The sequence below is a fragment of the Alteribacillus persepolensis genome (assembly GCF_900099605.1).
In the GTDB taxonomy this organism is placed as follows: domain Bacteria; phylum Bacillota; class Bacilli; order Bacillales; family Marinococcaceae; genus Alteribacillus; species Alteribacillus persepolensis.
Genome location: NZ_FNDK01000006.1, coordinates 13,905 through 38,096, shown reverse-complemented (window position 1 = coordinate 38,096; position 24,192 = coordinate 13,905). Strand labels below are relative to the sequence as shown.

Below are 24,192 nucleotides of genomic sequence, written 5' to 3'. Positions count from 1 at the left end.
CTCTTTTCATTCCTCCCTTAATCTGCTTCCACTTTCCTTACAATAATTCGTGAACCTTCTACATCGACAACGGTGACCTGTTCTCCTTGATCAACATATCCTCCTTCCGTTACGACATCAAGCCGTTCTTCGTCTACATTAATAGAACCAGATGGACGTAAAGGTGTCAACGTTATCCCTGTTTTACCTATAAGTTCTTTTCGGCTGACATTTGATATATATCCTTCATCTGTCGTAACAGAGTCTTCAAGGACAAGACGTTTCATCGGACCTCTCATTCCAAACGTCTTAAACAGTATTGCTGCTGCAGCAATGGAAACAACCGCAGCAATTAAAATCGATAAGACGATATTTAACGTAGAGAAAGAAGCTAGAATCATACTGCCAATCATCGCGCCAATACCCAGGAATCCAAACACTCCAAAACCTGGGACAAAGATTTCAATTGCTAGCAGTATAAGTCCTGCTACAAAAAGAACAATGGATTCCAAACCTGCAAACCCGGCAATGGCGTGGCCAAAGAAAAACAAGAATAAGCTCAAAGCCCCAAGTATGCCTGGAATACCAAACCCTGGTGAATATAATTCCAGAATCAACCCTAAACTGCCAACACTTAAAAGAATAGGGATAATCACAGGATGTGTCACAAACCGTGCAATATGCTCAGCTAGAGAGATGTCTGCTTCCACTACTTCAGCACCTTCTAAACCCAGCTCCAGCAGCAGTTCTTCCCTGTCATCAACAACGTATTCTGCATAGCCAACTTCCACTGCTTCGCTTGCTGTCAATGATAGCAGACTCCCCTCCCCAGCCCGGTACTCTTCCAATTCTATTGAAGGGTCAGCCATCGCAATAGCATATACAGGATTGCGTTCATTTAGTTCCGCTGCATTTTTCATATTTGCTATCCAGGCTGATTGTGCTTTATCATCCGCTGCATTGCCAGACCCATCTATTACTTGGGCAGCTCCCATCTCCGTTCCGGGAGCCATCGCAATTTTATTCGCATTTAATGCAATAAAAGCCCCTGCAGACATCGCTTCCTCTGTCACGAACGCGGTTGTTGGCACCGAGGCATTCGTTATAATGGAAGCAATATTCCCAGCTGCATCTACAGCCCCGCCAGGTGTATCAATTTCAAAAATAATGTGATCGGCATTTGTCTTTTCAGCCTCATTTACGGAGCGCTCAAGAAATGCTTCCAATCCTCTCTCTACTGTCTGCTCTACAGGAACGACATATACAGTTTGCTCCTGTGGTGACTGAGATAAAACCACCGGCTGCAAGCTGACAAATAATACTGAAAACCATAATAATATCCAAGCTGTTCTTAAACGATGTTTACCCATGGCACACCCTCGTTTCCTTTTTCGTTCATATGTATATAGTCTCTTATTACGAAGGGTATATCAAACGACAAAAAGGCACCCAGCTGCTCTTAGAACGGCTTCTTCTTCATATACGAAATAACGCCAGCTTGGTTTCACGTTTATTTTCGTTAATTATATTTTTCACAAATACTAGTGACACAGCCATAAACGATAATGAAGCGTAGAAAACAATCAGACAGTTAAGAAATGTCCCCTCCTTTATTTACAAAGGACAAGCCAGTACGCTTAAGGGCGTAAATGGCTGAATAAAAAAGAGAAAAACAAAAATGTACAAAATATTCATACCTCTCCTGCCTATTAAAAAGAGCATCTCAACTCAGGAGATGCTCTTCATTTTAAGAAGATAAATGCTTTTTTACAAGTTGGTTCACTTGTGCTCCATCTGCTTTACCTTTTACTTTTGGCATTAAAGCAGACATCACTTTTCCCATATCGCTTTTTGAAGATGCTCCAACTTCTTGAATCGTTTGTTTTACTAACGTCTCCAATTCGTCTTGCGCGAGCTGTTCCGGTAAATATTCAGAGAGAATACGTAATTCCTCTTCCACCTCATTCTTCAAGTCCTCCCGGCCAGCTTTCTTAAACTCATGGAGGGAATCCTTCCTCTGCTTTTGTTCACGATGAAGTACATGTACTGCTTCTTCTTCATTCAATGAACGTCCTTTTTGAATGGACTCATTTTGAAGGGAAGATTTAACTCCGCGAATTACAGAAAGCCGCTTCTTATCTCTAGCCTTCAGAGCACTTTTCATATCTTCATTTAAACGATCGATGAGTTCCAGTGTACAAGCATCCTCTCTTAGAATTTTCGTTTACGTGCCGCTTCTGACTTCTTCTTACGCTTTACGCTCGGCTTTTCGTAATGCTTGCGCTTACGAACTTCTTGGAGCGTTCCTTCTTTGGAAAGCGAACGCTTAAAACGGCGAAGAGCGGCGTCAATGTTTTCGTTCTTACGAACACGGGTCTCAGCCATATGATTCCCTCCCTCCGAACAACCAGTACAGCCAAACGTCTATCTCCATACCAGCATAAGTGAATCACGCTTATTTAATCATACTGGAGGCATAACGACAAAAGGTGTATGCTTTAAGACATATTGGCCATTTTATCAAAGTATAAAACAAAACCGGCAAAAAATCAATAAATCACTTATGTTTTCCCTGTTTTATTTAATATTCGCTGCTCCCGGTTTCGCCTGCAGCAATGGACGTGCCGGAGCTCGTACCAATACGCTCTGCGCCCGCCTCTATCATTTTCAAAGCTGTCTCTTTATCGCGCACACCGCCGCTGGCTTTCACTTTTGCTTTGTCACCAACTGTTTGTTTCATTAATTGGACGTCTTCCACTGCTGCTCCGCCGCCAGCAAATCCTGTGGATGTTTTTACAAAATCTGCGCCTGCCTCTACTGCGATACGACATGCCCTTTGTTTTTCTTCATCTGTCAGCAGTGCTGTTTCAATAATCACTTTTACAAGCGCTTTATCTTTTGCAGCTTCTGCCACCGCTTCTATATCCGATTTTACGAGCTTGTCATCACCGCTTTTCAAGGCTCCGATATTAATCACCATATCTACTTCCCTGGCGCCATTTTCAATGACGGCTTTCGTTTCAAAAGCTTTGACTTCAGGCAATGTAGCGCCTAAAGGAAATCCTATCACTGTGCATACTTTTACATCTGAGTCGTGTAATATCTCATATGCAGCTTCTACCATCGAAGGTTGGATACAAACAGACGCAAATCCAAACTCTTTTGCTTCTTTTGATAATGCAGCAACCTGCTCAGCCGTAGCCTCTGGTTTTAGCAATGTGTGATCAATGAAACGTGCTACATCCATGGGCGCAAATTCCTTTCTATACAAATTTTAGGCTAGTAACATTTCTTCGTGGTCATCTGCCACTCGAACAAATTCCCCTCGGCTATACGGATACCCAGGTTCCGCTACTTTTACCTTTATAATTTTTCCTATCATGTCTTCTGTTCCTGCAAATTGAACCTTCATGTAGTTGGATGTGTATCCTGTTAATAAACCGGAGTCCTTATCTTTTTCTTCCGGAATAACGTCTAAAACACTTCCTTCATAATGAGAAGCATATTCTTTTGCCAGCTGGTTGGAAAGCTCTATTAAGCGGTGCACACGTTCTTGCTTGACGTCATCACTTACTTGGTTATCCATGCGCGCTGCCGGTGTACCCGTCCGCTTTGAATAAGGGAATACGTGTAATTCGGAAAATTTATTTTCTGCAATAAAACGGTAGGTTTCTTGGAACTCTTCTTCCGTCTCACCAGGAAATCCAACAATAACATCAGACGTCACAGCTAAACCAGGAAGAGCTTCTTTTAGTTTTTGCACACGCTTTGCAAAAAACTCAGTCGTATATTTCCTTCTCATCCGCTTTAACACAGTGTTTGATCCTGATTGCAGCGGGATATGAAGGTGGTTTACAATTTTTTTGGACTTATCGATAACATCAATGACTTCATCAGTTATCTGGCTTGCTTCAATCGACGAAATGCGGATACGTTTTAAACCTTCTACGTTCTCTAGTTCCACTAATAAATCAGCTAAACTGTAGCCTTTCATATCCTCGCCATATCCGCCTGTATGAATACCGGTCAGAACAATTTCTTTATAACCAGCGTCCACGAGCTGCCTTGCTTGTGCCAGTACATCCTCTGGATTTCTCGAACGTAAAAGCCCGCGCGCCCACGGAATAATACAAAATGTACAGAAATTGTTGCACCCTTCTTGAATTTTTAGAGAAGCCCTGGTTCGATCTGTGAAGTGAGGCACATCTAATTCTTCATAAACACGCGTTTTCATAATGTTTTTCACACCATTAATAGGTGTGCGCTCTTTTTGAAATTGTTCAATGTACCCAATCATCTTAGAGCGGTCCTGTGTTCCGACAACAACATCAACACCTGGTATGTCCATAATTTCTGCAGGAGAAGTTTGTGCATAACACCCCGTCACACAAACAACAGCATCTGGATTTTTCCGCACGGCTCTTCGAATCACTTGACGGCTTTTCTTATCACCAGTGTTCGTGACGGTACACGTATTGATAACATAAACATCTGCCCGTTTGTTAAAGTCGGTTTTTTCGTAGCCTTCTTTTTCAAAAAGCTGCCAAATTGCTTCCGTTTCATAGTGGTTCACTTTACAGCCAAGTGTATGGAAAGCAACTGTTGCCATAACATTCACCTCAATAATTCAAATTGATAAGATAAGCAAGCGAGAAAGTAAAGCGAAGCAGATTCACTTCGTAAGATTCTCGGACCTAAGCTAATATTTTTTATGCCTTCCCTTTTTAAATCATTTACTTCCTTTTCGCTCACGCCGCCTTCAGGGCCAATCACCGCCATAATAGACTCAGGCGAAGATTGCAGCACATCTTTTAAACCGCCGTGGCTTTGTGTTTTTGCATCTTCTTCATAAAACAGCACACTGGTACTATAATTTTTAGTCTGCTGTAACACTTCTTTCCAAGAAGGAACATAATAAATAGAAGGAATATACAGCCGTCCTGACTGTTCTGCTGCTTCTTTTGCTATCTTTTTTAAGCGATCTACTTTCTTTTGAACTTTTTTGCCATCCCATTTTACCACAGAACGATCTGCTGCAAAGAGATAAAAGGCTGCAGCCCCAAATTCTGTACCTTTTTGAATGACAAGGTCGAGTTTATCTCCTTTAATTAAACTTTGTGCGACCGCCACCGAAACGGGCAGTTCATTATAATTGTCCAGGGTTTCTAGAATGTCTGCTTGCACTTCATTCTGTGTCATTTCACTAATCTGGCACAGCACTTGTTTCCCTTGGTTATCCAAACAGATAATGTGAGAGCCCGTTTCCATTCTCATAACCTTTGTCATATGCTTTACATCTTCACCTGTCACCAGCACGTAAGAATCTGTTATATTTTCCGGTTCTACAAAATATCTTTGCATCCCAAGCCACTCCAGCAAGGTTTTATTTTTTTTGTGCGACCAAAGCCACCCAATCATCAATCATCTGCTCTTCCACAATGGCAAAACCGCTCTGCAGCAATGCCTTTTTTACTTCATCTTTTTTACTTGCAATAATCCCAGAGGTAATAAAGCAGCCATTCGTATTTAAGCGCTCATAAGCTTCATCGACCATACGAAGAATAATATCAGCTAAAATATTAGCGGCAATCACATCAGCTTTCATTTTAGTATTTTCCAGCAGGTTGTTTTGTCTGACTGTTACCGCCGCTTCCGTATGATTATAGGAGGAATTAGAACGTGCACTTTCCACAGCTGTTTCATCCACATCAAGAGCCTCCACTTTTTTTGCTCCAAGTTTTGCAGCTGCAATTGCCAAAATTCCAGAGCCTGTTCCAACGTCTATAACATACTCGCCGCCTTTTATGAGTTTTTCCAACAACTGCAGACATAGAACAGTGGACGGATGTGTGCCCGTTCCAAATGCCATACCCGGATCCAGTTCAATCACAAGCTCATCATCTGCAGCGGCTTGATAATTCTCCCAACTGGGAGCAATCGTTATAAAGTTGGACACTTTCACCGGCTTATAGTACTTTTTCCAAGCTTGTGCCCAATCTTCTTCGTGAACTTCTGTTAACGTCACTTCATTTCGGCCGACATCAATATTATGTTGAAGCAAATCATTTATGGACTGTTTTACTTCCTCTACTGTTTCTTTTAAAAAGCTGTTCAACGGAAAATACGCTTTTACTAGTACCCCGTCGTCCGGATAATCTTCTTGAGAAAGCTCAAAAATTTCGTCTTCGGCTCCATTCCACTCTCTTACAAGGTCATTGGAGTCTTCAATCACTACACCACTCGCCCCGGATTCATGCAAAATGTTTGATATTGGTTCCACTGCTTCCTGTGCTGTATGCACACTAAACTCCATCCACTTCACGTTTTCACCTGCTCTATTCAAAAAATACGTAAGTCTCTTTGGCCGCACCTACAGATAGAAAGAGGACACTGCTTATGCGCCTTGCCACAACAAGCTGATTATTCTCCCTTAAAAGCCCGTTTTACTTTATCAAAGAAATTATGACTTTGTTCGTCCACTTGTTCATCGCCGCTTAGCTCAGCAAATTCCCGGATAAGCTCTTTTTGTCTCTCACTTAATGTCTTCGGCGTAATGATACGCACTTTTACATGTTGATCTCCCTGCCCCCGGCCATGAACATTAGGAATACCTTTTCCACGTAAACGGAAACTTGTTTCTGTCTGTGTACCTGCCGGTATCTTTAGTTTCACTTTACCGCGAAGCGTCGGAACCTCAATTTCATCTCCTAACGCTGCCTGTGCAAAAGTAATTGGCATTTCACAATATACATCATCACCATCGCGTTCAAAGAACTCATGCGACTTCACATTAAAGACAACATACAAATCACCATGTGGGCCGCCGTTTACACCAGGCTCTCCTTGGCCTGCAACACGGATTTGCTGGCCATAATCCACACCAGCAGGTACTTTAATGCTGATTTTTTTATTTTTGCGGACTTTGCCATCTCCGCCACAAGTGCTGCACCGTTCTTTGACCATTTGGCCAGTACCTTGGCAGCGATCACACACACGCCGGTTAACAACACGTCCAAATGGTGTGTTTTGTTCAATATTTAACTGTCCAGCGCCTCCACATTTACTGCATGTTTCAGGAGTTGTGCCAGGCTTTGCACCATTACCGTGACACGTTCCGCATGTTTCTTCTCTAGGAATGTTGATTTCCGTTTCTTTTCCAAAAGCAGCTTCTTTAAACGTAATTGTCATGGTGTACTGCAAATCCGAGCCTTGACGCGGGGCATTAGGGTCTCTTCTTGCGCCGCCTCCAAAGAACATATCAAAAATATCACCAAATCCACCGAAATCACCGGCGCCTCCAGCACCGCCAAATCCACCTTGGTTTGGATCAGCGTGTCCAAATCTGTCATAATTAGCCTTTTTCTGCGGGTCGCTTAATGTATCATACGCATCTTTTACTTCTTTAAACTTCTCTTCGGCGCCTTCCTCTTTGTTGACATCAGGGTGATACTTCCGCGCTAGTTTTCTATAGGCTTTCTTTATTTCATCGGTAGAAGCATTTTCATCTACCCCTAATATCTCATAATAATCACGTTTACTCATTTTCTTCACTCCCGTTCCCTTATCCATAACGATTATCATATCATTCTAAATGAGCGTTCAGCAACTGCACGCAAGAAATAACCGCCGTTTATTTCAGTCTGTTCTCTCTTTTGTCTGTTTCTAAACCCGTCCCTGCTTTTTGCTGTTGATGACGCGCACATGGCAAAAAGGAGCTGACCCGGAATGTAGCACAACTTACTTTCCATTGGGACAGCCCCTTTTACCGACACATGTTATTCTATTCCTATATTTCCTGTAAGTCCCTTAACAGGGGGGGAGAGACGGTAAGTTTATCGAAGAAGGTTCTCCCCAAACACATCAACTATATTAATCTTTTTTCTCGTCATCTTCCACTTCTTCATAATCTGCATCCACAACGTCGTCGTTCGCACTGCCTTGTGCGTTGCCATCTGCAGCGCCTTGTGCTTGCTGTGCTTGCTGCGCAGCCTGCTCATACAACTTCGTAGACAATTGCTGGACGATTTCTTGCAGTTCATCTTTTGCCGTTCTGATAGCTTCAATGTCGTCGCCTTCTAACGCTTCTTTTACTTTACTTTTCGCTTCTTCGGCTTTATCCTTTTCGGCTTGGTCCACACTGTCACCAAGATCTTCCAGCGTTTTTTCGGTTGTAAAGACAAGTTGGTCTGCTTCATTGCGCACTTCCACTGCTTCTTTACGCTTTTTATCTTCTTCAGCATTTTCTTCTGCATCTTTTACCATTTGGTCAATCTCTTCTTCAGAAAGACCAGAAGAAGAAGTAATCGTAATAGATTGCTCTTTGTTTGTTCCTAAGTCTTTAGCACGTACATTTACAATACCGTTCGCATCAATATCAAATGTTACTTCAATTTGCGGTACACCGCGTGGAGCTGGTGGAATATCTGTCAATTGGAAACGGCCCAATGTCTTATTATCAGCTGCCATCTCGCGCTCCCCTTGAAGTACATGAATATCCACTGACGGCTGATTATCCGCTGCGGTTGAGAACACTTGTGATTTACTTGTTGGGATTGTTGTATTACGCTCAATTAGCTTCGTTGTTACACCGCCCATTGTTTCAATACCAAGGGAAAGCGGGGTAACGTCAAGAAGAACAACATCTTTTACATCACCGGAAAGTACACCTGCTTGAACCGCTGCACCAAGTGCTACAACCTCATCAGGGTTTACCCCTTTATGCGGATCTTTTCCGGTTAATTTTTTAATTGCTTCTTGCACAGCTGGGATACGAGTCGAACCACCAACGAGGATAACTTTATCAATTTCACTCGCACTTAAGCTGGCATCTTGCAACGCACGGCGTGTTGGCTGCATTGTTTTCTCTACCAGATGAGCAGACAACTCATCAAATTTAGCTCGTGTCAACGTCAGCTCAAGGTGTTTTGGACCACTGGAGTCCGCTGTAATAAATGGCAGGGAAATTTGTGTTTGCGCTACACCAGAAAGATCTTTTTTCGCTTTCTCCGCTGCATCTTTCAAACGCTGTATTGCCATATTATCTTGAGATAAGTCGATGCCGTTTTCTTTTTTGAATTCAGATACAAGATGATCGATGATGACTTGGTCAAAATCGTCCCCACCTAGCTCGTTGTCACCAGAAGTTGATTTCACTTCAAAAAATCCATCTCCAAGCTCAAGGATAGATACGTCAAATGTTCCACCGCCAAGGTCATAGACTAAGATTGTTTGGTCATCCTCTTTATCCAAGCCGTATGCAAGAGAGGCAGCAGTTGGCTCATTGACGATACGCTCGACTTCTAGACCTGCAATTTTCCCAGCATCTTTGGTTGCTTGGCGTTGGGAGTCATTAAAATAAGCAGGCACAGTAATGACAGCTTTAGAAACGTCTTCTCCTAAGTAACTTTCTGCATCGCTTTTTAGCTTTTGCAGAATGATTGCGGAAATTTCTTGCGGTGTATATTCTTTTCCTTCAATTTCTACTTTATGGTCAGTTCCCATGTAACGCTTGATGGATTGTACAGTATTTGGGTTTGTGATAGATTGACGCTTCGCTACTTCCCCTACTTGGCGTTCGCCATCTTTAAACGCTACAACGGAAGGTGTGGTTCTATTGCCTTCAGGATTTGGAATAACCTGTGCTTCCCCACCTTCCATTACTGCTACACAAGAATTTGTTGTTCCAAGGTCGATACCAATAACTCTGCTCATTGTCTTGTCAGCCTCCTATTATATTCAACTATGTAGTTATGCATTCACCTTTACCATAGCTGGTCTAATCACTTTATCTTTTAGTTGATAGCCCTTTTGTAATTCTTCCACGATCTGATTAGAGTCAAACCCTTCTTCTTCGACTTGCATGACAGCCTGGTGCTTTTCAGGGTCAAATACCTGGCCTTCTGTTTCAATCACTTCCAGCCCTTCTTTTTGTACAGCCTCAAAGAGCTGTGTATACACCATATTTACTCCTTCATGCAAAGAAACTGCTTCCTCTGTTTCCGGCTTAACACTAATAGCACGCTCAAAATTATCTAACACAGGAAGAAGTGACTCTATTAAATCTTGGGCTCGATATTTTGCAGCTTTTTCTTTTTCTTCTTTTGTGCGGCGGCGAACATTGTCAAGATCGGCTTGAGCCCGTAATGAGCGATTTTTCCATTCTTCCACTTCTTGTTTGAGCTTTTCAATTTCTTCTTGCTCCTCGCTCACATTCTTTCCATCGACTTGTTCATCGTCTTCTGCCGCTGTTTCTTCTTGTGCGGTTTCCTCTAATTCATCTGCTTCAGTATTGTCTTTTACTTCAGCTTCTTGATCCATGAATTGGTTTTCTTCTTTCATCCCTTTCACCTCCTGTGTTTACTTGGTTTTCCTCTGTTATACCGATTGGTAGGATACGCACAACGCCTTATTTTATACATCGCCATCCTTATATGCATAAAGACATAGAGAGAGGAGAGTGAGCTCCTCTCCCGCTGCCAAATGTACATATTATCATTACTTTCCGTTGTTATACAAGTTAGTCAATGTGTCCGATAACCCGTCTGACAAAAGTTGGATTAAACCAATCACTCGAGGGTACTCCATTCTTGTTGGCCCAACGATACCAACTGTTCCAACCGGCTTGCCATCAAACGTGTATGCAGCTGAAATGATACTGCAGTCTTCAAAAGCTTCATAATCATTTTCCTGACCGATTTTAATAACAAGTCCATCCTGATCTGGCTTTAATAAATCATGAACGGTGTCATCTTGCTCAAGCAGCTCAAAGATAGATTTTACTTTATCAATGTCTTTAAACTCCGGCTGAGACAGCAAGTTTGTTTTTCCGCCATAAAACACTTTTTCGTGTTTACTTTTTTGCAGTGTATCAAGTGTAAAGCGCAAGGCATCATGGAAGCTTGACACATGCCGTTTCAGCAAACCTGCCACTTCTTTATAAATTTCTTCTTGCAGTTTATACAGCGGCACTCCTTCTAAGCGGTCGTTTAGTATGTTGGTAATCTTTTCAAGGTCTGAGCCGTCTAATGATTCCGGCAGTGTCACTGTATGATTTTCTACATGTCCCGTATCCGTCACTAAAATAGCTACAGCAGCGCGCATGTTTAACGGTATAATTTGAATTTGCTTCAATTTAGACTCAAAAATTTCTGGTCCTAATACAATCGAAGCATAACTTGTTAAACTTGATAAAATGGTTGCTGATTGTTTCACAACCTCTTCTGTCTCCATCACTTTTTCTGCAAAAAGCGACTTCACATTTTTTATTTCTTTTTCCGACAATCGGTGAGGTAACAACATATGGTCAACATAGTGACGATACCCTTTTTCTGATGGGATTCTTCCAGAGGAACTATGCGGCTTTTCCAAGTATCCGAGTTCTTCCAAATCTGCCATTTCATTCCTAATCGTAGCTGGGCTGTAACTTATGCCTTCGCTTTTAGAAATACTTCTCGAACCAATTGGTTCCGCTGACTGAATATAGTTATCAATAATCGCTTGTAAAATAAACAATTGGCGGTCTGTAAGCATGCCAACATCACCTCTGTTAGCACTCTTTTAATACGAGTGCTAAATCTAATGTAAAGTTATCAAACGGCACCGCGTTTGTCAATCCACCAACACAATATTTTCATGCGTTTTCCCATCTGCCTTTTCAATCCAATAAAAACTGTTCAAACACCTCATTGCCAAGCAAACGTCCTTTTTCAGTTAAACGTAAAGACCCTTCTGTATTAATCAAGAGCCCTTGCTTGATTAAAGCGGGTACAGCGTTCTCAAACACTTCCAAATAAGAACAGCCGTATTTTTCTTTAAAGCGTTTGTCGTCTACTCCTTTTTTCATACGCAGTCCCATAAACATTTCTTCTTCCATTTTTTCTTTCAATGACACACTGTGCCGCTCTTTCACTGCTGTTTTTTCATGCTGCACTGCTTTTATATAATGGTTTAACGGAGCGGTATTCATGTAACGTTCACCATCAAGGTAACCATGAGCCCCTGCACCAAATCCAAAATACTCTTCATTTTTCCAATAGACTTGATTGTGCTGGCTTTCGTAGCCTTTTTTAGCAAAATTGCTGATTTCATAAGCATCATAACCGGCATCAAAAAGCAAAGAAGTGAGCTTTTCATACATTTGCGCTTCTTCATCTTCTGGCATTGGCTCTAGCGCCCCTTGCCGATACCAATTATAAAACATCGTTTTCTCTTCAATTTTTAGTGAGTATGCAGACACATGAGGAATATCCAACGCAAGCATCGTTTGAATGGTTTCTTCCCACATCTCCATCGTTTGACCCGGCAGGCCAAACATCAAATCGATAGAGATGTTTTCAAAACCGGCTTTTTTTGCTAATGCAATTGTCTCTTGTGCTTCTTCTGCCGAGTGGGTTCGGCCGATCTTGCTTAATAAGCTGTTTTGAAAAGCCTGCACGCCAATACTTAATCGGTTCACGCCCAATTTTTTCATCATCAGCAATTTATCTGCATCTGCTTCACCGGGATTTACTTCTACGGTGAATTCCCCGCCCTTATCAAGACGCGTGTTTTCGTGAATATCAGTAAGAACCGTCTCCAAGTCTTCGATAGACAGCGCTGTAGGTGTTCCTCCTCCAATATATATAGAGGAAAGAGGCAGTACTTTATCCTGAAAAGCATAGGTCATTTCTTGTTTTAACGCTTGAACATACTCTGTGACCGGTTGGTTATCTATATAAAACTTATTAAAATCACAGTAATAACATATTTGTTTACAAAATGGAATATGAACATACATTGCTGTTGGAGCCATGTCATCACCTACTTCGTTAAAAATGGCAGAAAGAACAAAAAGAGAGGTTCCCCCAAAACAGAGAGACCTGTCGCCGAAGCAAAGGACTCTCTTTGTCGCTGGGACAACCTCTTCAAAACAATCAGTCATCATTGTCCATTCGCAGAACAGACATAAATGCTTCTTGGGGGATGTCTACTTTCCCGACGCTCTTCATCCGCTTTTTTCCTTCTTTTTGTTTTTCTAACAGCTTTCTTTTACGTGTAATGTCGCCGCCGTAACATTTAGACAAGACGTTTTTGCGGATTGCTTTAATGGTAGAACGAGCGATAATTTTTTGTCCAATACTTGCTTGCACTGGCACTTCAAACTGCTGCCGCGGAATTAAATCTTTTAACTTTTCCACGATAGCTTTGCCGCGTTCATAAGCCGATTCCCTGTGGACAATGACCGACAGCGCATCTACCGATTCTCCATTTAACAAAATGTCCATTTTCACCAAATTAGACTCTTTATATCCAATAAATTCATAGTCAAACGAAGCGTAGCCTTTTGTATTAGATTTCAGTTGATCAAAGAAATCATAAACAATTTCCGTTAATGGCAGGTTATACACGATATTCACGCGGTTTTCATCCATGTACTGCATATCGACAAACTCACCGCGCTTTTTCTGGCACAATTCCATAATCGCACCGACAAAATCGTTTGGCACCATTACCGTTGCCTTTACAAATGGTTCTTCTACAGAGGCTACTTTTTGCGGATTCGGCATATTAGACGGGTTGTCAATCTCTAATACCTCATCATCGGTTAAATACACATTATAGACAACACTTGGCGCTGTCGTAATAAGTTCAATGCCATACTCACGTTCGATTCTTTCCTGCAATATTTCCATATGAAGAAGCCCTAAAAACCCACAGCGAAAACCGAATCCTAACGCTTGAGATGTCTCCGCTTCATACTGCAAAGAGCTGTCATTTAACTCCAGTCTTTCTAAGGCATCGCGCAGCGAATTATAATCATTAGCATCCACTGGGAACATGCCGCAAAAGACCATTGGGTTCATCTTTTTATAACCAGGCAGCGGATGCTCAGCTGGATTTTTCGCACTGGTAATTGTATCCCCTACGCGCGAATCACTAACATTTTTAATAGATGCTGTTAAAAAGCCAACATCTCCAACTGTCAGTTCATCACAAGCAACAGGCTTTGGCGTAAATACCCCAACTTCTGAGACTTCAAACTCTTTTCCCGTTGCCATCATTTTGATTTTCTGTCCCGGTTTAATTGTGCCTTCCTTTACTCTAATGTAGGCAATAACCCCTCGATATGTATCGTACAGCGAGTCAAAGATAAGGGCTTGCAGCGGAGCATCCGGGTCACCATTTGGTGCCGGTATCTTTTCTACAATCTGGTTTAGTATTTCTTCTGTTCCAATACCGCTTTTTGCTGATGCATAAATCGCCTCGGAAGCATCTAAACCTATCACATCTTCAATTTCCTGCTTAACACGTTCCGGCTCTGCACTCGGAAGGTCAATTTTATTAATGACCGGAATGATTTCTAAGTCATTGTCCAATGCCAAGTAGACGTTTGCAAGCGTCTGTGCTTCAATGCCTTGTGCAGCATCAACAATGAGCAGCGCCCCTTCGCATGCTGCTAAACTCCTTGATACTTCATAGGAGAAATCGACATGCCCCGGTGTGTCAATTAAATGAAAAATGTATTCGTCACCATCGCTGTGCTTATGCTTTAGCTGCACAGAATTCAGCTTAATCGTGATTCCTCTTTCTCTTTCTAAATCCATAGCATCCAGCATTTGGTCTTTCATTTCTCTTTGCGTTAAAGCACTGGTAGATTCGAGTATTCGGTCTGCTAGTGTTGATTTGCCATGGTCAATATGGGCAATGATAGAGAAATTTCGAATGTTCGTTTGTCGTTCTTTTCTTTCCTTGTTATTCACTCTATATTCACTCCTATTAAGAAACGCGCAAGCATTTGAACGGTTGCAGCCAACAATATAGTAAGAGGACTCGCCGTTCCCCCTGCCTACTATCTTGTTTATCATGCGCACAATCTTTGGTTCAAAACAGTATAAAGCAGCATAAACTGCTGCCATCTTCCGCACTCATACACTGCTGTACATTATATCAATCGTCAAGAAGTTATTCAATCATTACTCTGTCAGCTGTTTCTATATTTATTGGACACTGTCACTCGGATGAAAAATATCAAAGGATTGGCCAATGCTCGAAAATAAATTATCTGCCCCTTTTTCTTGCAAACGCTCTTGTTTTTCCAGCAGATCTTCAGAAAGCTTCTTCTCGTTTGCGCCTGGCTGCTCTTTCTTTTTAGAGGGCTCTTGTTCTGTCACAGCGGCTGTTGTCGGTTCATCCTCCATCCAATGAGTGTGTGCATAATGATATCCGGTAATGATTCCTGATAAAAACAACACTCCGGCTGCAAGCATTAAAGAAATACCTTTCACTTTATTCTCCTCCCTCTACCGATTGCGCATCAAAATATTGTTCACTAATTACTTCCGCTAAAATATCAGCCGTTCTGTAGGCTTCCTCTAAGTTATTTTCAATACCGCCCATTTCAATAAGCACAGACTTTTCCGACAAATCTTGATTGTAACGTCCGTTCGCTCCGCCGCCTCCTTTTGTAATAACACCGCGGCTTAGTCCCGGATAACTTTCTTCTAATCTATTGTGCATGTCTGTTGCCATCTCTAAATTTTTTTCATAATGTGGGTTGTTTTCTCCAATCACAAACATTGTTCGCGCCATTGTTTCCCCATTGATTGTAACAGTAGTTATGTCACGTGTTTGCGAATCACGATGCAAATCAAAAAACAGTTCCAGCTGTTCATGTTCTGCCATCGCGTCTTGTAAGACTTCACGTGATACATCGTAAGACCTTGGAAAATCCCAGCCATTTTCGTGCAGTTTTTGCTCAATATCCGTCTTATCCACTTTTGTGCTGATCCCGTGTTCTTCCAGCTTTTGTCCAAGCCGGTCACCGACAAGTGTGATATTCACTTCAGGGTGAAAAGCAACCGTTGTACCGTCTTTTAATTCGGGTAAGTATGATTCTCTGCTGTGAGAATGAATAATATGGGCGACAGGGGCCTGTCCTGTTGTCTGCTGCTCTTGATTTCTTTCATCCTCTTCTGCCAGTTCTAATCGTTTCGATGTTGCTTCTCTTTCTTCCATTAAAACTTCCATCGGCGGCGCCGACTCTACAGGCATGTTCGTAAAATCTGTGCCGTCACCTGCAACGACAATTTTTCCATCAAAAGAAGCAAAACCGGGCAGTTCTCTGCCTAATAATGTTCTTGGATCCTGCATATCCAGCCTCGTGGCAAATTCAAATATCACCTGAGATAAAGCGGGAGGATTGTTGATATCTTCAGCACTCAAATAATGTCGATTTTCATATACAAAAAAGGATGTCAGCCATTCATGCTGTATTTGCGTACTCCACGTATGCAAGTTCCGAGAAGAGAAATACCGATCGTGTTCAACGGAAGTAAGGACGGCAATGAAAAACATAATAAACAAATAGCCGCTCAGCCCAACTGCTGCTATTTGCTTAATGCTCAACCGGTTTTGAGTTGTTTTTTTCTTTTTTACGTGATAGGTCATTGTCTCTTCCTCCTTGCTCCAATCTATGAACAGAACCTGCTAGATTAGAACCTTGATACAAGGAAGACACAAAAATCCGCCTGCAAAACTTGCTTTGCAGACGGAAAATAGTTATTTCGTATAGGTCCCTGTGCTGTTTTGTGAAATGCTTTCATGCAATGCTGCATTGAGCCCCTCTGCAACCACATTTGCCATATCTTTCATAAACACATCCACTTCTTTAGGAGTAACCATTAAGTTATGTCCTAAAGGTGCAAGCACTTCTTGAATCAGCTGACGCTTTTCTCTTTCCTCCAGGCCGCCAACCATACCAAGCATCGCTTTTCGTTTCTCTTCATCTGGCATATCTTCTTCCGTTAATTCCTTTTTCTCTCCAAATGTCATTCCAGCAGGTGTCAGGGCACGCCCCGCGGAGTCTTCGCTTTTCATTTCTTTTCCCAGATGCTTTAAAATGAAGTCAATGGTATCGCTAGTAATAGATACCGCATCAACGACCGTTGGAATACCAATCGCAATCACTGGAATACCAAGTGTGTCCATGCTGAGTTCTTTCCGTTTATTCCCAACCCCAGAACCTGGATGAATCCCTGTATCTGAAATTTGAATCGTTGTATTGACTCGTTCAATAGACCGTGAAGCTAATGCATCAATTGCTAGCACAAAATCTGGTTTCGTTTGATCAATGACAGCGGAAATAATATCACTCGTCTCTACTCCCGTCATTCCCATCACGCCAGGAGCAAACGCACTGACAGGACGAAAACCTTCCTCAACATGTTCCGGTGCTTCTTTGAACAAATGTCTTGTAATGACTAATTTATCAACGACCATTGGCCCTAATGCATCAGGCGTTACATTCCAATTGCCAAGCCCTGTGACAAGACAAGAGGCATCTTTTGCAATATTCAGCTGCTCTAAAAAAGCGGAAAATTCACGAGCAAAAAGACCTTCTAAGTGTTTTTGCAATTCTGTATCCTGTTTTCTAATTCCTTGTGCTTCAAATGTTAAATATTCTCCGGGTTTTTTTCCTGTTTGTTCTGCGCCTTTTTCTTTGATTTTTACACGGGTAATTTTCACATCATCTTCTTCTTTTTCTTGTATCCAAATGCCATTTTCTGTTTTTTTCGCCTGTCCTTGCAGTTCTTTTTCCTCTAGTAACTCTTTCTCCTCTATCGCTAAATCAGTGCGCACTGAAAAAGGGGACAAATCTAATTCTTCTTTCATATATCCACCTGCTTTCTTCAAACATCAAAGGTGATTTTAATGTTATTATGAATCAGTGCACATAAATTATTCTTATCTTGCACGGTTACCTGTTTTTTGTTAGAATCCTGTTTAGTTCACATTGCTTAGACAGGACAGCGTGAACTCGATAAGGAGGTGACAGACATGCCAAATATTAAATCTGCAAAGAAACGCGTACTTATAAATGAAACTCAACGCGAAAAGCAGCAAGCATTTAAAACTGCGATGCGTTCTGCTATTAAAGAGTTCAACAAAAAAGCTGACAACAAAGACGTTGAAGGTGCTAAAGAACTCTTTCAATTAGCAGTTAAAAAAGTAGATAAGGCTGCTGGCAAAAACATGATTCATAAAAACACGGCAGCTCGTGTAAAATCTGATATGCAGCAGCGCTTAAATGACATTGCCCAATAACGAAACAAAACGACTCCTTAACGAGTCGTTTTTTGTATATCTGTATAAAATGCGGCTATTTTTGTAATTGCCATTTCTACTCGAAGCGACTTATCCATTTTCCCAGTTTTGACTTCATAGTCTGCTTGCGCTAACTCTTTTAAAATACTTGCCAGCATTTGATTGGTAAAAGCGTTCATCTGGCCTTCTGCCACTTTGACAGCAAACGGATGTACTTTTAGCTGGGAGGCAATTTTCTGGCGTGTATATCCACGCTTTTTTAGCTGCTGCACATGCATAATCAGGCGGAACTGCCTGGCTAAAAGAACCAGCAGCTTAATAGGTTCTTCGTTTTGTTTCATTAAATCAAAATAAATACTAAGTGCATGCTCTGTCCGTCCCCGCACCACGCAGTCAACCAATTCAAACACGTTATCTTCTAACGTTCGAGACACAAGTTTATCAACTGCTTCTCCGGTGATTTGATTGCTGTTTGTCACATATAAAGATAATTTATCCATTTCCGAAGCAAGCATCATCATATCTTTTCCCGCTCGGTGCACCATTAACTCTTTGGCGTCTTTAGTCATCTCCATCTCTTTTTCGTGCAAATATGTATCCATCCATTGGTGTACTTTGCGCTCATCGTAGGGAGAAGCTTCGAGAACGATGCCTTGTTTTTTTAATTTCTTGACAACTTTTTTCCGCTCATCGAGTTTATCTTGAGATACCGTGACAATGATAACCGTTTCATTTGCCGGCTTCTCTATATATTTTTCAAAAGAGGGTAAATGATGTTCAATTTTATCTTTATCTTTCACCCCGGTAAGAAAATAACTATTTTTCATTAAGATGACTCGCTTTTCACCAAAGAAAGGCAGTGTTTCTCCTTCTTCTACAACCATTTCAACAGGAGTTTCTTTCATGTCATACACCGAATAGTTAAAATCTCGCTCTTCCTCTGTCAAAACAGCAGATACAATTTTTTCCGTAATATTTTTGATGAAAAACTCTTCTTTGCCGTATAATAAATATAAAGGCTCTACATTTCCTTTTTGCAGTTGTTGTGTTAGTTCTAAATAATCCATACGATAGCACTCCATTATGGCCAGGTGATATTTTCACCTCTATCATACCATAATTAGCAAACAAACATCGGATATTGGAAAAGGAAAGTGCCGCCAGGACACTTTCCATTTATGATAAACGTTGATAAAAAGGCCTAGGAACCCTTTCCATCAACGATGTTCATTTTCTCTCTTTTAGGTTATCCTATGTATGCCGCGCTTATAGGTGACAACTCTTTACAGCAGGGCCAATCTCCTCCTTTCTTTAAGAAGCAACATAAATTCAGCATCGATATGGATTTTTGCAGAACCTTGTCTTATACTAGGAAAAGAGTGCACTGTCAAGGAGGGGTTCATGATGAACGAATTTGAAAAGGACGTACAAAGCAAACGGAATGATTTTAACGATTCCGTCGTTGCTTTTATTTATTCCTTTGTATTCTTTTCGCTGATTTTTATCATTGCAACCGTCGTAGACGTAGCAAGCAAGTTCTAAAACGTGTATGAAAAGCGCACAGCCAGCCGTGAAAGATTCGAACGCTTAGACAGGACAGTTTACCTAAAAGAAAAGTAAAGAAATCTGAACGGCTGGGCGCTCATCACAGTTAAAACATGTTAAAATGATGCTCTGTCGTCTATGGAAAAACCTTGTTAAGAAACAAGGTTTTTTATTTACACTCATCTATGGGTGCATCATTGGCGCTGCGTTTATGCTCAAGATGAACAGGAGCGTGGTTGTCAAATGTTACTTTAATCGCTCCTTGTGTATCAGTTCGAAACGTTTTGATGCGATGTGCTTGTAACGTATTAATGGTTTCTGTATGAGGATGTCCAAAATGATTACATCTGCCTGCAGTAATAAAAGCCATTTTTGGCTGTACTTGAGATATAAACGGCTCCGTTGTTGAAGTGCTGCTTCCATGGTGGGCAATTTTTATCATATCTGCTTTTAGAGACGGAAATGTCTCAAGCAGCGTATGCTCGCCTTCTTTCTCCAAGTCCCCTGTAAACAGCCACGTCACTCCACCAAATGCTGCTTTTAATACAATAGAACGATGATTGCCACTTTCTTCTGTCCCTTTTGGAGATAATACGTGAAAAACGGCGCTTCTCTCTTTCCATCCATCTCCTTGTTTCACAAACTGTATCGGAATATTCTGATGATGGATGTTAGACAATAATTCCTGCTCTTCTTCAGAAAACGCACGTCCATGTCCATACATCACTTGACGAACAACTATATTATCTGCTACAGCTAATACTCCGCCATAATGATCGACATGTCCATGTGTAATGATCAATTTATCAATAGTTGATATTCCCTTCGCTTTAAGATAAGGAACTACCACACTCTTTCCGGGATTATACGGTACCTTTCTCTCTTCCCACGCCTCTTGTTCATATGAAATAGCACCGCCTGTATCAATGACATATACTGCTTGCCTGAAAGGTAATTCGATTACAATACTGTCTCCTTGTCCCACATCAAGAAACGTAACATATCCATATTTATCAAAAAAAGGCTCTATCCACTGCACGCCAAGCACCGCCATCCATAACACACCAGGCAGCACTGCTTTTTTATGATACCTGTACCGGTCAAATCGATAAAATAACCATAAAGCAGAAAAAGCTAAACCGGCGGAAATGAATATTGAAGGCTTTCCCAAAATAAGTTGAAACGCCTTCCACTGCGCCGCGGCAAGCAAGAGGGAATGGGTGTGTTCTACTATAAGCGAGAGAGGAATGGAAAGGACTTCAGCCACTTCTGGCAGCAACAAGAAGGAAAAATACAGTATAAAAACGGAAGGCAGTACGACAAATGAAATAAATGGAATAAAGAAGAAGTTGAACACTAAACTAAGCAGAGAAAATTCATAAAAATGATATAAAATAATTGGCAGTGCTGCTATTTGAGCGATGCCAGTAATCGTCAAACTTATCAACACGCGGGGAGTTTTTTGGATAACCTGTCCCGACAATAAAAGAGCAGCGCTCACGATAAATGAAAGCTGAAATCCAACGTGTACCAAGTAGTAGGGGGAGTAGAACAACAAACATAATGCAAAAAATACAAGCACGTCCAATGCATAATGGTGTTTCTTCCATTTCTTTAAAAGTATATACAACATTACCATTGACGCTGCTCTTACAACAGACGGAGCAGCACCGGCTAAAATGATATACACCGGCAGGATAATAAGCAGTATATTTTCTGCCGTTTCTTTCGTCACCCCGCAGCGAAGTAAAAGGTAGTACAAGCTGCCAGATATAAGCCCCACATGCAGACCCGATACAGCTAATAAGTGAATGAGGCCGAGCTGTTGATAGGCTTCTTCAACCGTTGTATCGAGCAAATGCCGCTCTCCAAAAATAAGTGCAGCCGCAATGCCTTGCAGTTCATGATTAAAAGCAGTTTGTATTTTTTGAATGCCGGCATGACGCCATTTTTTTATGATATCTGATGGATACCAACTGCTGCCTGTACGGCACGACAAATCGCGGAGGCTCGTTTCTAAAATCCAGTGGATACCTTGTGTGTTTAAGTAATGGGAATAATCAAATGCGTAGAAATTACTTGAAGGATGAGGGGAGGTAAGCTGTCCGTTTACGTGGCAAAATGCAGCGGGAGAAAGTGTTTGAAGCTTTTCAACATCGGTACGTTCCTCAAGCGAAATGCGTACGAGCAATGATTCGCCGTGAGACAGGCGCATTGTCATGTCCGCTTGGCTGCCGTCTCGCAACGGTCCATCTACGACTGTTCCTGTTACCACAGACTCTCCGCCTGTTAACATCGTTTCATTTGACATGATCACCATTTCTGTACGGACAAATAATAAAATACTGATCAGCGTTACAAAAATAGCGGTTTGACGATGTCGAACAAAACAGAAGTAATAGAGAACAACCATACACAAAAACAGCATGGACCCGGAAGAAAAATCGCTTATTGCCAGACTTGTACTTGCAAGCGGGCCTAAAAGCCATGTCAAACTGTGTTTGTACAAAGGCATCACACCTATCGCAAAATATGGGGCCGCTTATGTGCATATATGTTAAATATAGGGCGGAAACTGCTCCGCCCCGTTTTTCTTATCTTCGGCTCTTTTCCAGCGCTTGCTCAATATCAGCAATAATATCATCTGCGTGTTCAATGCCTACCGATAAGCGAATTAATTCCGGATACACCCCTGCTGATAATTGGGCTTCTTCCGTTAATTGCTGATGTGTCGTACTAGCCGGATGGATTACTAATGACTTAGCGTCACCAACGTTAGCAACATGGGAATGTAATTGACACGCGTTAATAAAGGCTTTCCCCTCTTCTGTACCACCTTTAATACCAAACGTTAGTATAGCCCCTTTGCCGTTTGACAAATATTTTTCGGCTTTATCATATGTTTTATGAGAGGAAAGGCCTGGGTAGCTTACCCATTCAACAAGAGGATGGCCATTGAGATAATCCGCTATCTTTTCTGCGTTTTCACAATGACGTTCCATTCGTAAATGAAGAGTCTCAAGTCCCTGCAGTAACAAAAAAGAGTTCATAGGAGCAATCGCAGGACCTAAATCTCTTAACAGCTGTACTCGTGCTTTGATAATATAGGCAAGTTCACCTACAGCTTCTGTGTATACAATCCCATGATAGCTTGGGTCTGGCTCTGTTAGTTGTGGAAACTTGCCATTGTCCCAATTAAACCTGCCAGCATCTACAATTACTCCGCCAATCGATGTTCCATGACCGCCGATAAACTTCGTAGCTGAGTGTACAACAATATCAGCGCCATAATCTATTGGACGGCATAATGCCGGAGTGACCAATGTTGCATCGACGATTAGTGGAATATCATGATTATGGGCAACGCTTGCAATCGCCTCTATATCTAATACTTCTCCGTTTGGATTACCAATCATTTCTCCAAAAATCACTTTTGTTCGGTCATTTATTTTTTCCTTGAATGCTTCCGGATTTGTCCCATCCACTAAATGAACGTTAATTCCTAATTTGGGCAGTGTATGTACAAAGAGATTATACGTCCCCCCATACAACCCATTAGATGCTACGACTTCATCACCTGCTTGACAAATGTTTAAAATGGCAAGGTGAATAGCGGAACTTCCACTTGCTGTTGCTAATGCACCGACTCCTCCTTCTAACTCTGCCATTCTCTTTTCAAACACATCTTGGGTAGGATTCATGATTCTCGTATAAATATTTCCGTTTTCGGTTAACGAAAATAAATTTGCAGCATGGTCTGTGTCTTTAAACCCATAAGAGGTTGTTTGGTAAATTGGGACAGCCCGCGCTTGCGTAGCTGAATCAATTTCTTGGCCTCCATGAACCGCAATGGTTTCTAAACTCCAGTTTTCTTTTGACATCATCACAACTCCTTTTTCATCTTTCTTTTACATTATCAAAAATTAAAAATATTTTAAACAAAAATCCCTTCCTAATCCACCCTGACTTCTTCTTTTAACTGTTCTAATGATTTTTCTCCGATTCCTGATACATGTAATAAATCTTCCACCTGTTGAAAATCTCCATGTTCTTCTCGGTAAGAAATAATGGCTTCTGCTTTTTTTGGCCCAATCCCAGGCAGCTGCTCCAAGTCTGCTGCCCCGGCACTATTTAACCGTAATTTATCGTCATCCGGGGCAGCACTTATTGCTGCTGGCGTTGGATTTTCCCCTTTGACTGGGACATAAATAACCATCTCATCATAAATGCGTTCTGCAAAGTTTACCTGAGCTTCATCACTATTATCCATTAGACCGCCAGCAGCGTCGACAGCATCCATTACTCTGTTATCAGCTTCTAACTCATACACCCCTGGGTGCTTCACTGCCCCTTTCACATCAACAAGCAACTTCATTTCTGCTTCTTCTTGCTCTGAATGTTCGGTAGAAACTTCTGAATATTCTTCAGCATGCTCTTGAAAAAATTCATCTTCTAAGAGGTCACCCGTTTGAATACTATCTGTCTGGTTATGTTTTGCGTAAAACACAATAAAAATTACTGAAAACACCAGCACAATGCCTCCTAATGACAAAAACAGCGGATGTTTAGAGAACATCAACATGACTC

22 protein-coding genes are annotated in these 24,192 nt (G+C 41.5%); 2 read left to right on the top strand and 20 right to left on the bottom strand.

What is annotated here, in order from left to right:
* Positions 1–17 precede the first annotated feature (17 nt).
* The 16 genes from BLT18_RS06675 to gpr form a co-directional block, all read right to left on the bottom strand.
* Positions 18–1,349, bottom strand: a complete 1,332-nt coding sequence (locus BLT18_RS06675) for an NfeD family protein (protein WP_091272374.1) — start codon at positions 1,347–1,349, stop codon at positions 18–20.
* Positions 1,350–1,726: 377 nt separating this feature from the next.
* Positions 1,727–2,173, bottom strand: a complete 447-nt coding sequence (locus BLT18_RS06670; protein ID WP_091272372.1) for a GatB/YqeY domain-containing protein — start codon at positions 2,171–2,173, stop codon at positions 1,727–1,729.
* A 17-nt stretch (positions 2,174–2,190) separates the two neighbouring features.
* On the bottom strand, positions 2,191–2,364 hold the full coding sequence (rpsU, locus tag BLT18_RS06665; RefSeq protein ID WP_091272371.1) for a 30S ribosomal protein S21: 174 nt from the start codon (positions 2,362–2,364) through the stop codon (positions 2,191–2,193).
* Positions 2,365–2,560: 196 nt separating this feature from the next.
* Positions 2,561–3,226: a deoxyribose-phosphate aldolase gene (deoC, locus tag BLT18_RS06660; RefSeq protein ID WP_091272369.1), complete on the bottom strand. Its 666-nt coding sequence runs from the start codon at positions 3,224–3,226 to the stop codon at positions 2,561–2,563.
* A 27-nt stretch (positions 3,227–3,253) separates the two neighbouring features.
* Positions 3,254–4,588 carry a tRNA (N(6)-L-threonylcarbamoyladenosine(37)-C(2))-methylthiotransferase MtaB gene (gene mtaB / locus BLT18_RS06655; RefSeq protein WP_091272367.1) on the bottom strand — a complete coding sequence of 445 codons (1,335 nt, stop codon included), beginning with the start codon at positions 4,586–4,588 and terminating at the stop codon, positions 3,254–3,256.
* A 5-nt stretch (positions 4,589–4,593) separates the two neighbouring features.
* The gene (locus BLT18_RS06650; RefSeq protein WP_091272569.1) at positions 4,594–5,340 is read right to left on the bottom strand and encodes a 16S rRNA (uracil(1498)-N(3))-methyltransferase; all 747 of its coding nucleotides are present in this window, start codon (positions 5,338–5,340) and stop codon (positions 4,594–4,596) included.
* A 22-nt stretch (positions 5,341–5,362) separates the two neighbouring features.
* Positions 5,363–6,301 (bottom strand): 50S ribosomal protein L11 methyltransferase, encoded by a 939-nt coding sequence (gene prmA / locus BLT18_RS06645; protein WP_091272366.1) that lies wholly within the window; start codon positions 6,299–6,301, stop codon positions 5,363–5,365.
* 98 nt (positions 6,302–6,399) lie between these two features.
* The gene (dnaJ, locus tag BLT18_RS06640; protein ID WP_091272364.1) at positions 6,400–7,521 is read right to left on the bottom strand and encodes a molecular chaperone DnaJ; all 1,122 of its coding nucleotides are present in this window, start codon (positions 7,519–7,521) and stop codon (positions 6,400–6,402) included.
* A gap of 327 nt (positions 7,522–7,848) precedes the next feature.
* A complete protein-coding gene (gene dnaK, locus BLT18_RS06635; RefSeq protein WP_091272363.1) occupies positions 7,849–9,690 on the bottom strand; it encodes a molecular chaperone DnaK in 1,842 nt (613 codons plus the stop codon).
* Positions 9,691–9,726: 36 nt separating this feature from the next.
* Positions 9,727–10,317 (bottom strand): nucleotide exchange factor GrpE, encoded by a 591-nt coding sequence (gene grpE, locus BLT18_RS06630; protein WP_091272361.1) that lies wholly within the window; start codon positions 10,315–10,317, stop codon positions 9,727–9,729.
* Between the two features lie 156 nt (positions 10,318–10,473).
* Complete coding sequence (gene hrcA, locus BLT18_RS06625) at positions 10,474–11,508, bottom strand: heat-inducible transcriptional repressor HrcA (protein WP_091272359.1); 1,035 nt, start codon at positions 11,506–11,508, stop codon at positions 10,474–10,476.
* Positions 11,509–11,632: 124 nt separating this feature from the next.
* Complete coding sequence (hemW, locus tag BLT18_RS06620; RefSeq protein ID WP_091272357.1) at positions 11,633–12,769, bottom strand: radical SAM family heme chaperone HemW; 1,137 nt, start codon at positions 12,767–12,769, stop codon at positions 11,633–11,635.
* Positions 12,770–12,890: 121 nt separating this feature from the next.
* On the bottom strand, positions 12,891–14,717 hold the full coding sequence (gene lepA / locus BLT18_RS06615; RefSeq protein WP_245705200.1) for a translation elongation factor 4: 1,827 nt from the start codon (positions 14,715–14,717) through the stop codon (positions 12,891–12,893).
* 237 nt (positions 14,718–14,954) lie between these two features.
* Positions 14,955–15,242 (bottom strand): hypothetical protein, encoded by a 288-nt coding sequence (locus BLT18_RS06610; protein WP_091272355.1) that lies wholly within the window; start codon positions 15,240–15,242, stop codon positions 14,955–14,957.
* Between the two features lies 1 nt (position 15,243).
* Positions 15,244–16,404: a stage II sporulation protein P gene (gene spoIIP, locus BLT18_RS06605; RefSeq protein ID WP_245705199.1), complete on the bottom strand. Its 1,161-nt coding sequence runs from the start codon at positions 16,402–16,404 to the stop codon at positions 15,244–15,246.
* 111 nt (positions 16,405–16,515) lie between these two features.
* Positions 16,516–17,628 (bottom strand): GPR endopeptidase, encoded by a 1,113-nt coding sequence (gene gpr / locus BLT18_RS06600; RefSeq protein ID WP_091272353.1) that lies wholly within the window; start codon positions 17,626–17,628, stop codon positions 16,516–16,518.
* A 165-nt stretch (positions 17,629–17,793) separates the two neighbouring features.
* Here gpr and rpsT point away from each other — a divergent pair, with 165 nt between their 5' ends.
* The gene (gene rpsT, locus BLT18_RS06595; RefSeq protein WP_091272351.1) at positions 17,794–18,060 is read left to right on the top strand and encodes a 30S ribosomal protein S20; all 267 of its coding nucleotides are present in this window, start codon (positions 17,794–17,796) and stop codon (positions 18,058–18,060) included.
* Positions 18,061–18,077: 17 nt separating this feature from the next.
* Here rpsT and holA read toward each other — a convergent pair whose 3' ends face one another.
* The gene (gene holA, locus BLT18_RS06590; protein WP_175487395.1) at positions 18,078–19,127 is read right to left on the bottom strand and encodes a DNA polymerase III subunit delta; all 1,050 of its coding nucleotides are present in this window, start codon (positions 19,125–19,127) and stop codon (positions 18,078–18,080) included.
* Between the two features lie 337 nt (positions 19,128–19,464).
* On the opposite strand from holA, the gene BLT18_RS06585 reads away from it, so the two are divergent.
* A complete protein-coding gene (locus tag BLT18_RS06585) occupies positions 19,465–19,602 on the top strand; it encodes a YqzM family protein (protein ID WP_091272348.1) in 138 nt (45 codons plus the stop codon).
* A gap of 172 nt (positions 19,603–19,774) precedes the next feature.
* Here the strand turns inward: BLT18_RS06585 and BLT18_RS06580 are convergent, their stop codons facing one another.
* The 3 genes from BLT18_RS06580 to BLT18_RS06570 all read right to left on the bottom strand — a co-directional run bounded on the left by BLT18_RS06580 (position 19,775) and on the right by BLT18_RS06570 (position 24,181).
* Positions 19,775–22,114, bottom strand: coding sequence for a DNA internalization-related competence protein ComEC/Rec2 (locus BLT18_RS06580; protein ID WP_175487394.1), 2,340 nt, complete (start codon positions 22,112–22,114; stop codon positions 19,775–19,777).
* 85 nt (positions 22,115–22,199) lie between these two features.
* Positions 22,200–23,489 (bottom strand): homocysteine synthase, encoded by a 1,290-nt coding sequence (locus BLT18_RS06575; protein WP_091272344.1) that lies wholly within the window; start codon positions 23,487–23,489, stop codon positions 22,200–22,202.
* A 68-nt stretch (positions 23,490–23,557) separates the two neighbouring features.
* Positions 23,558–24,181 (bottom strand): helix-hairpin-helix domain-containing protein, encoded by a 624-nt coding sequence (locus tag BLT18_RS06570; protein ID WP_175487393.1) that lies wholly within the window; start codon positions 24,179–24,181, stop codon positions 23,558–23,560.
* Positions 24,182–24,192: the final 11 nt, after the last annotated feature.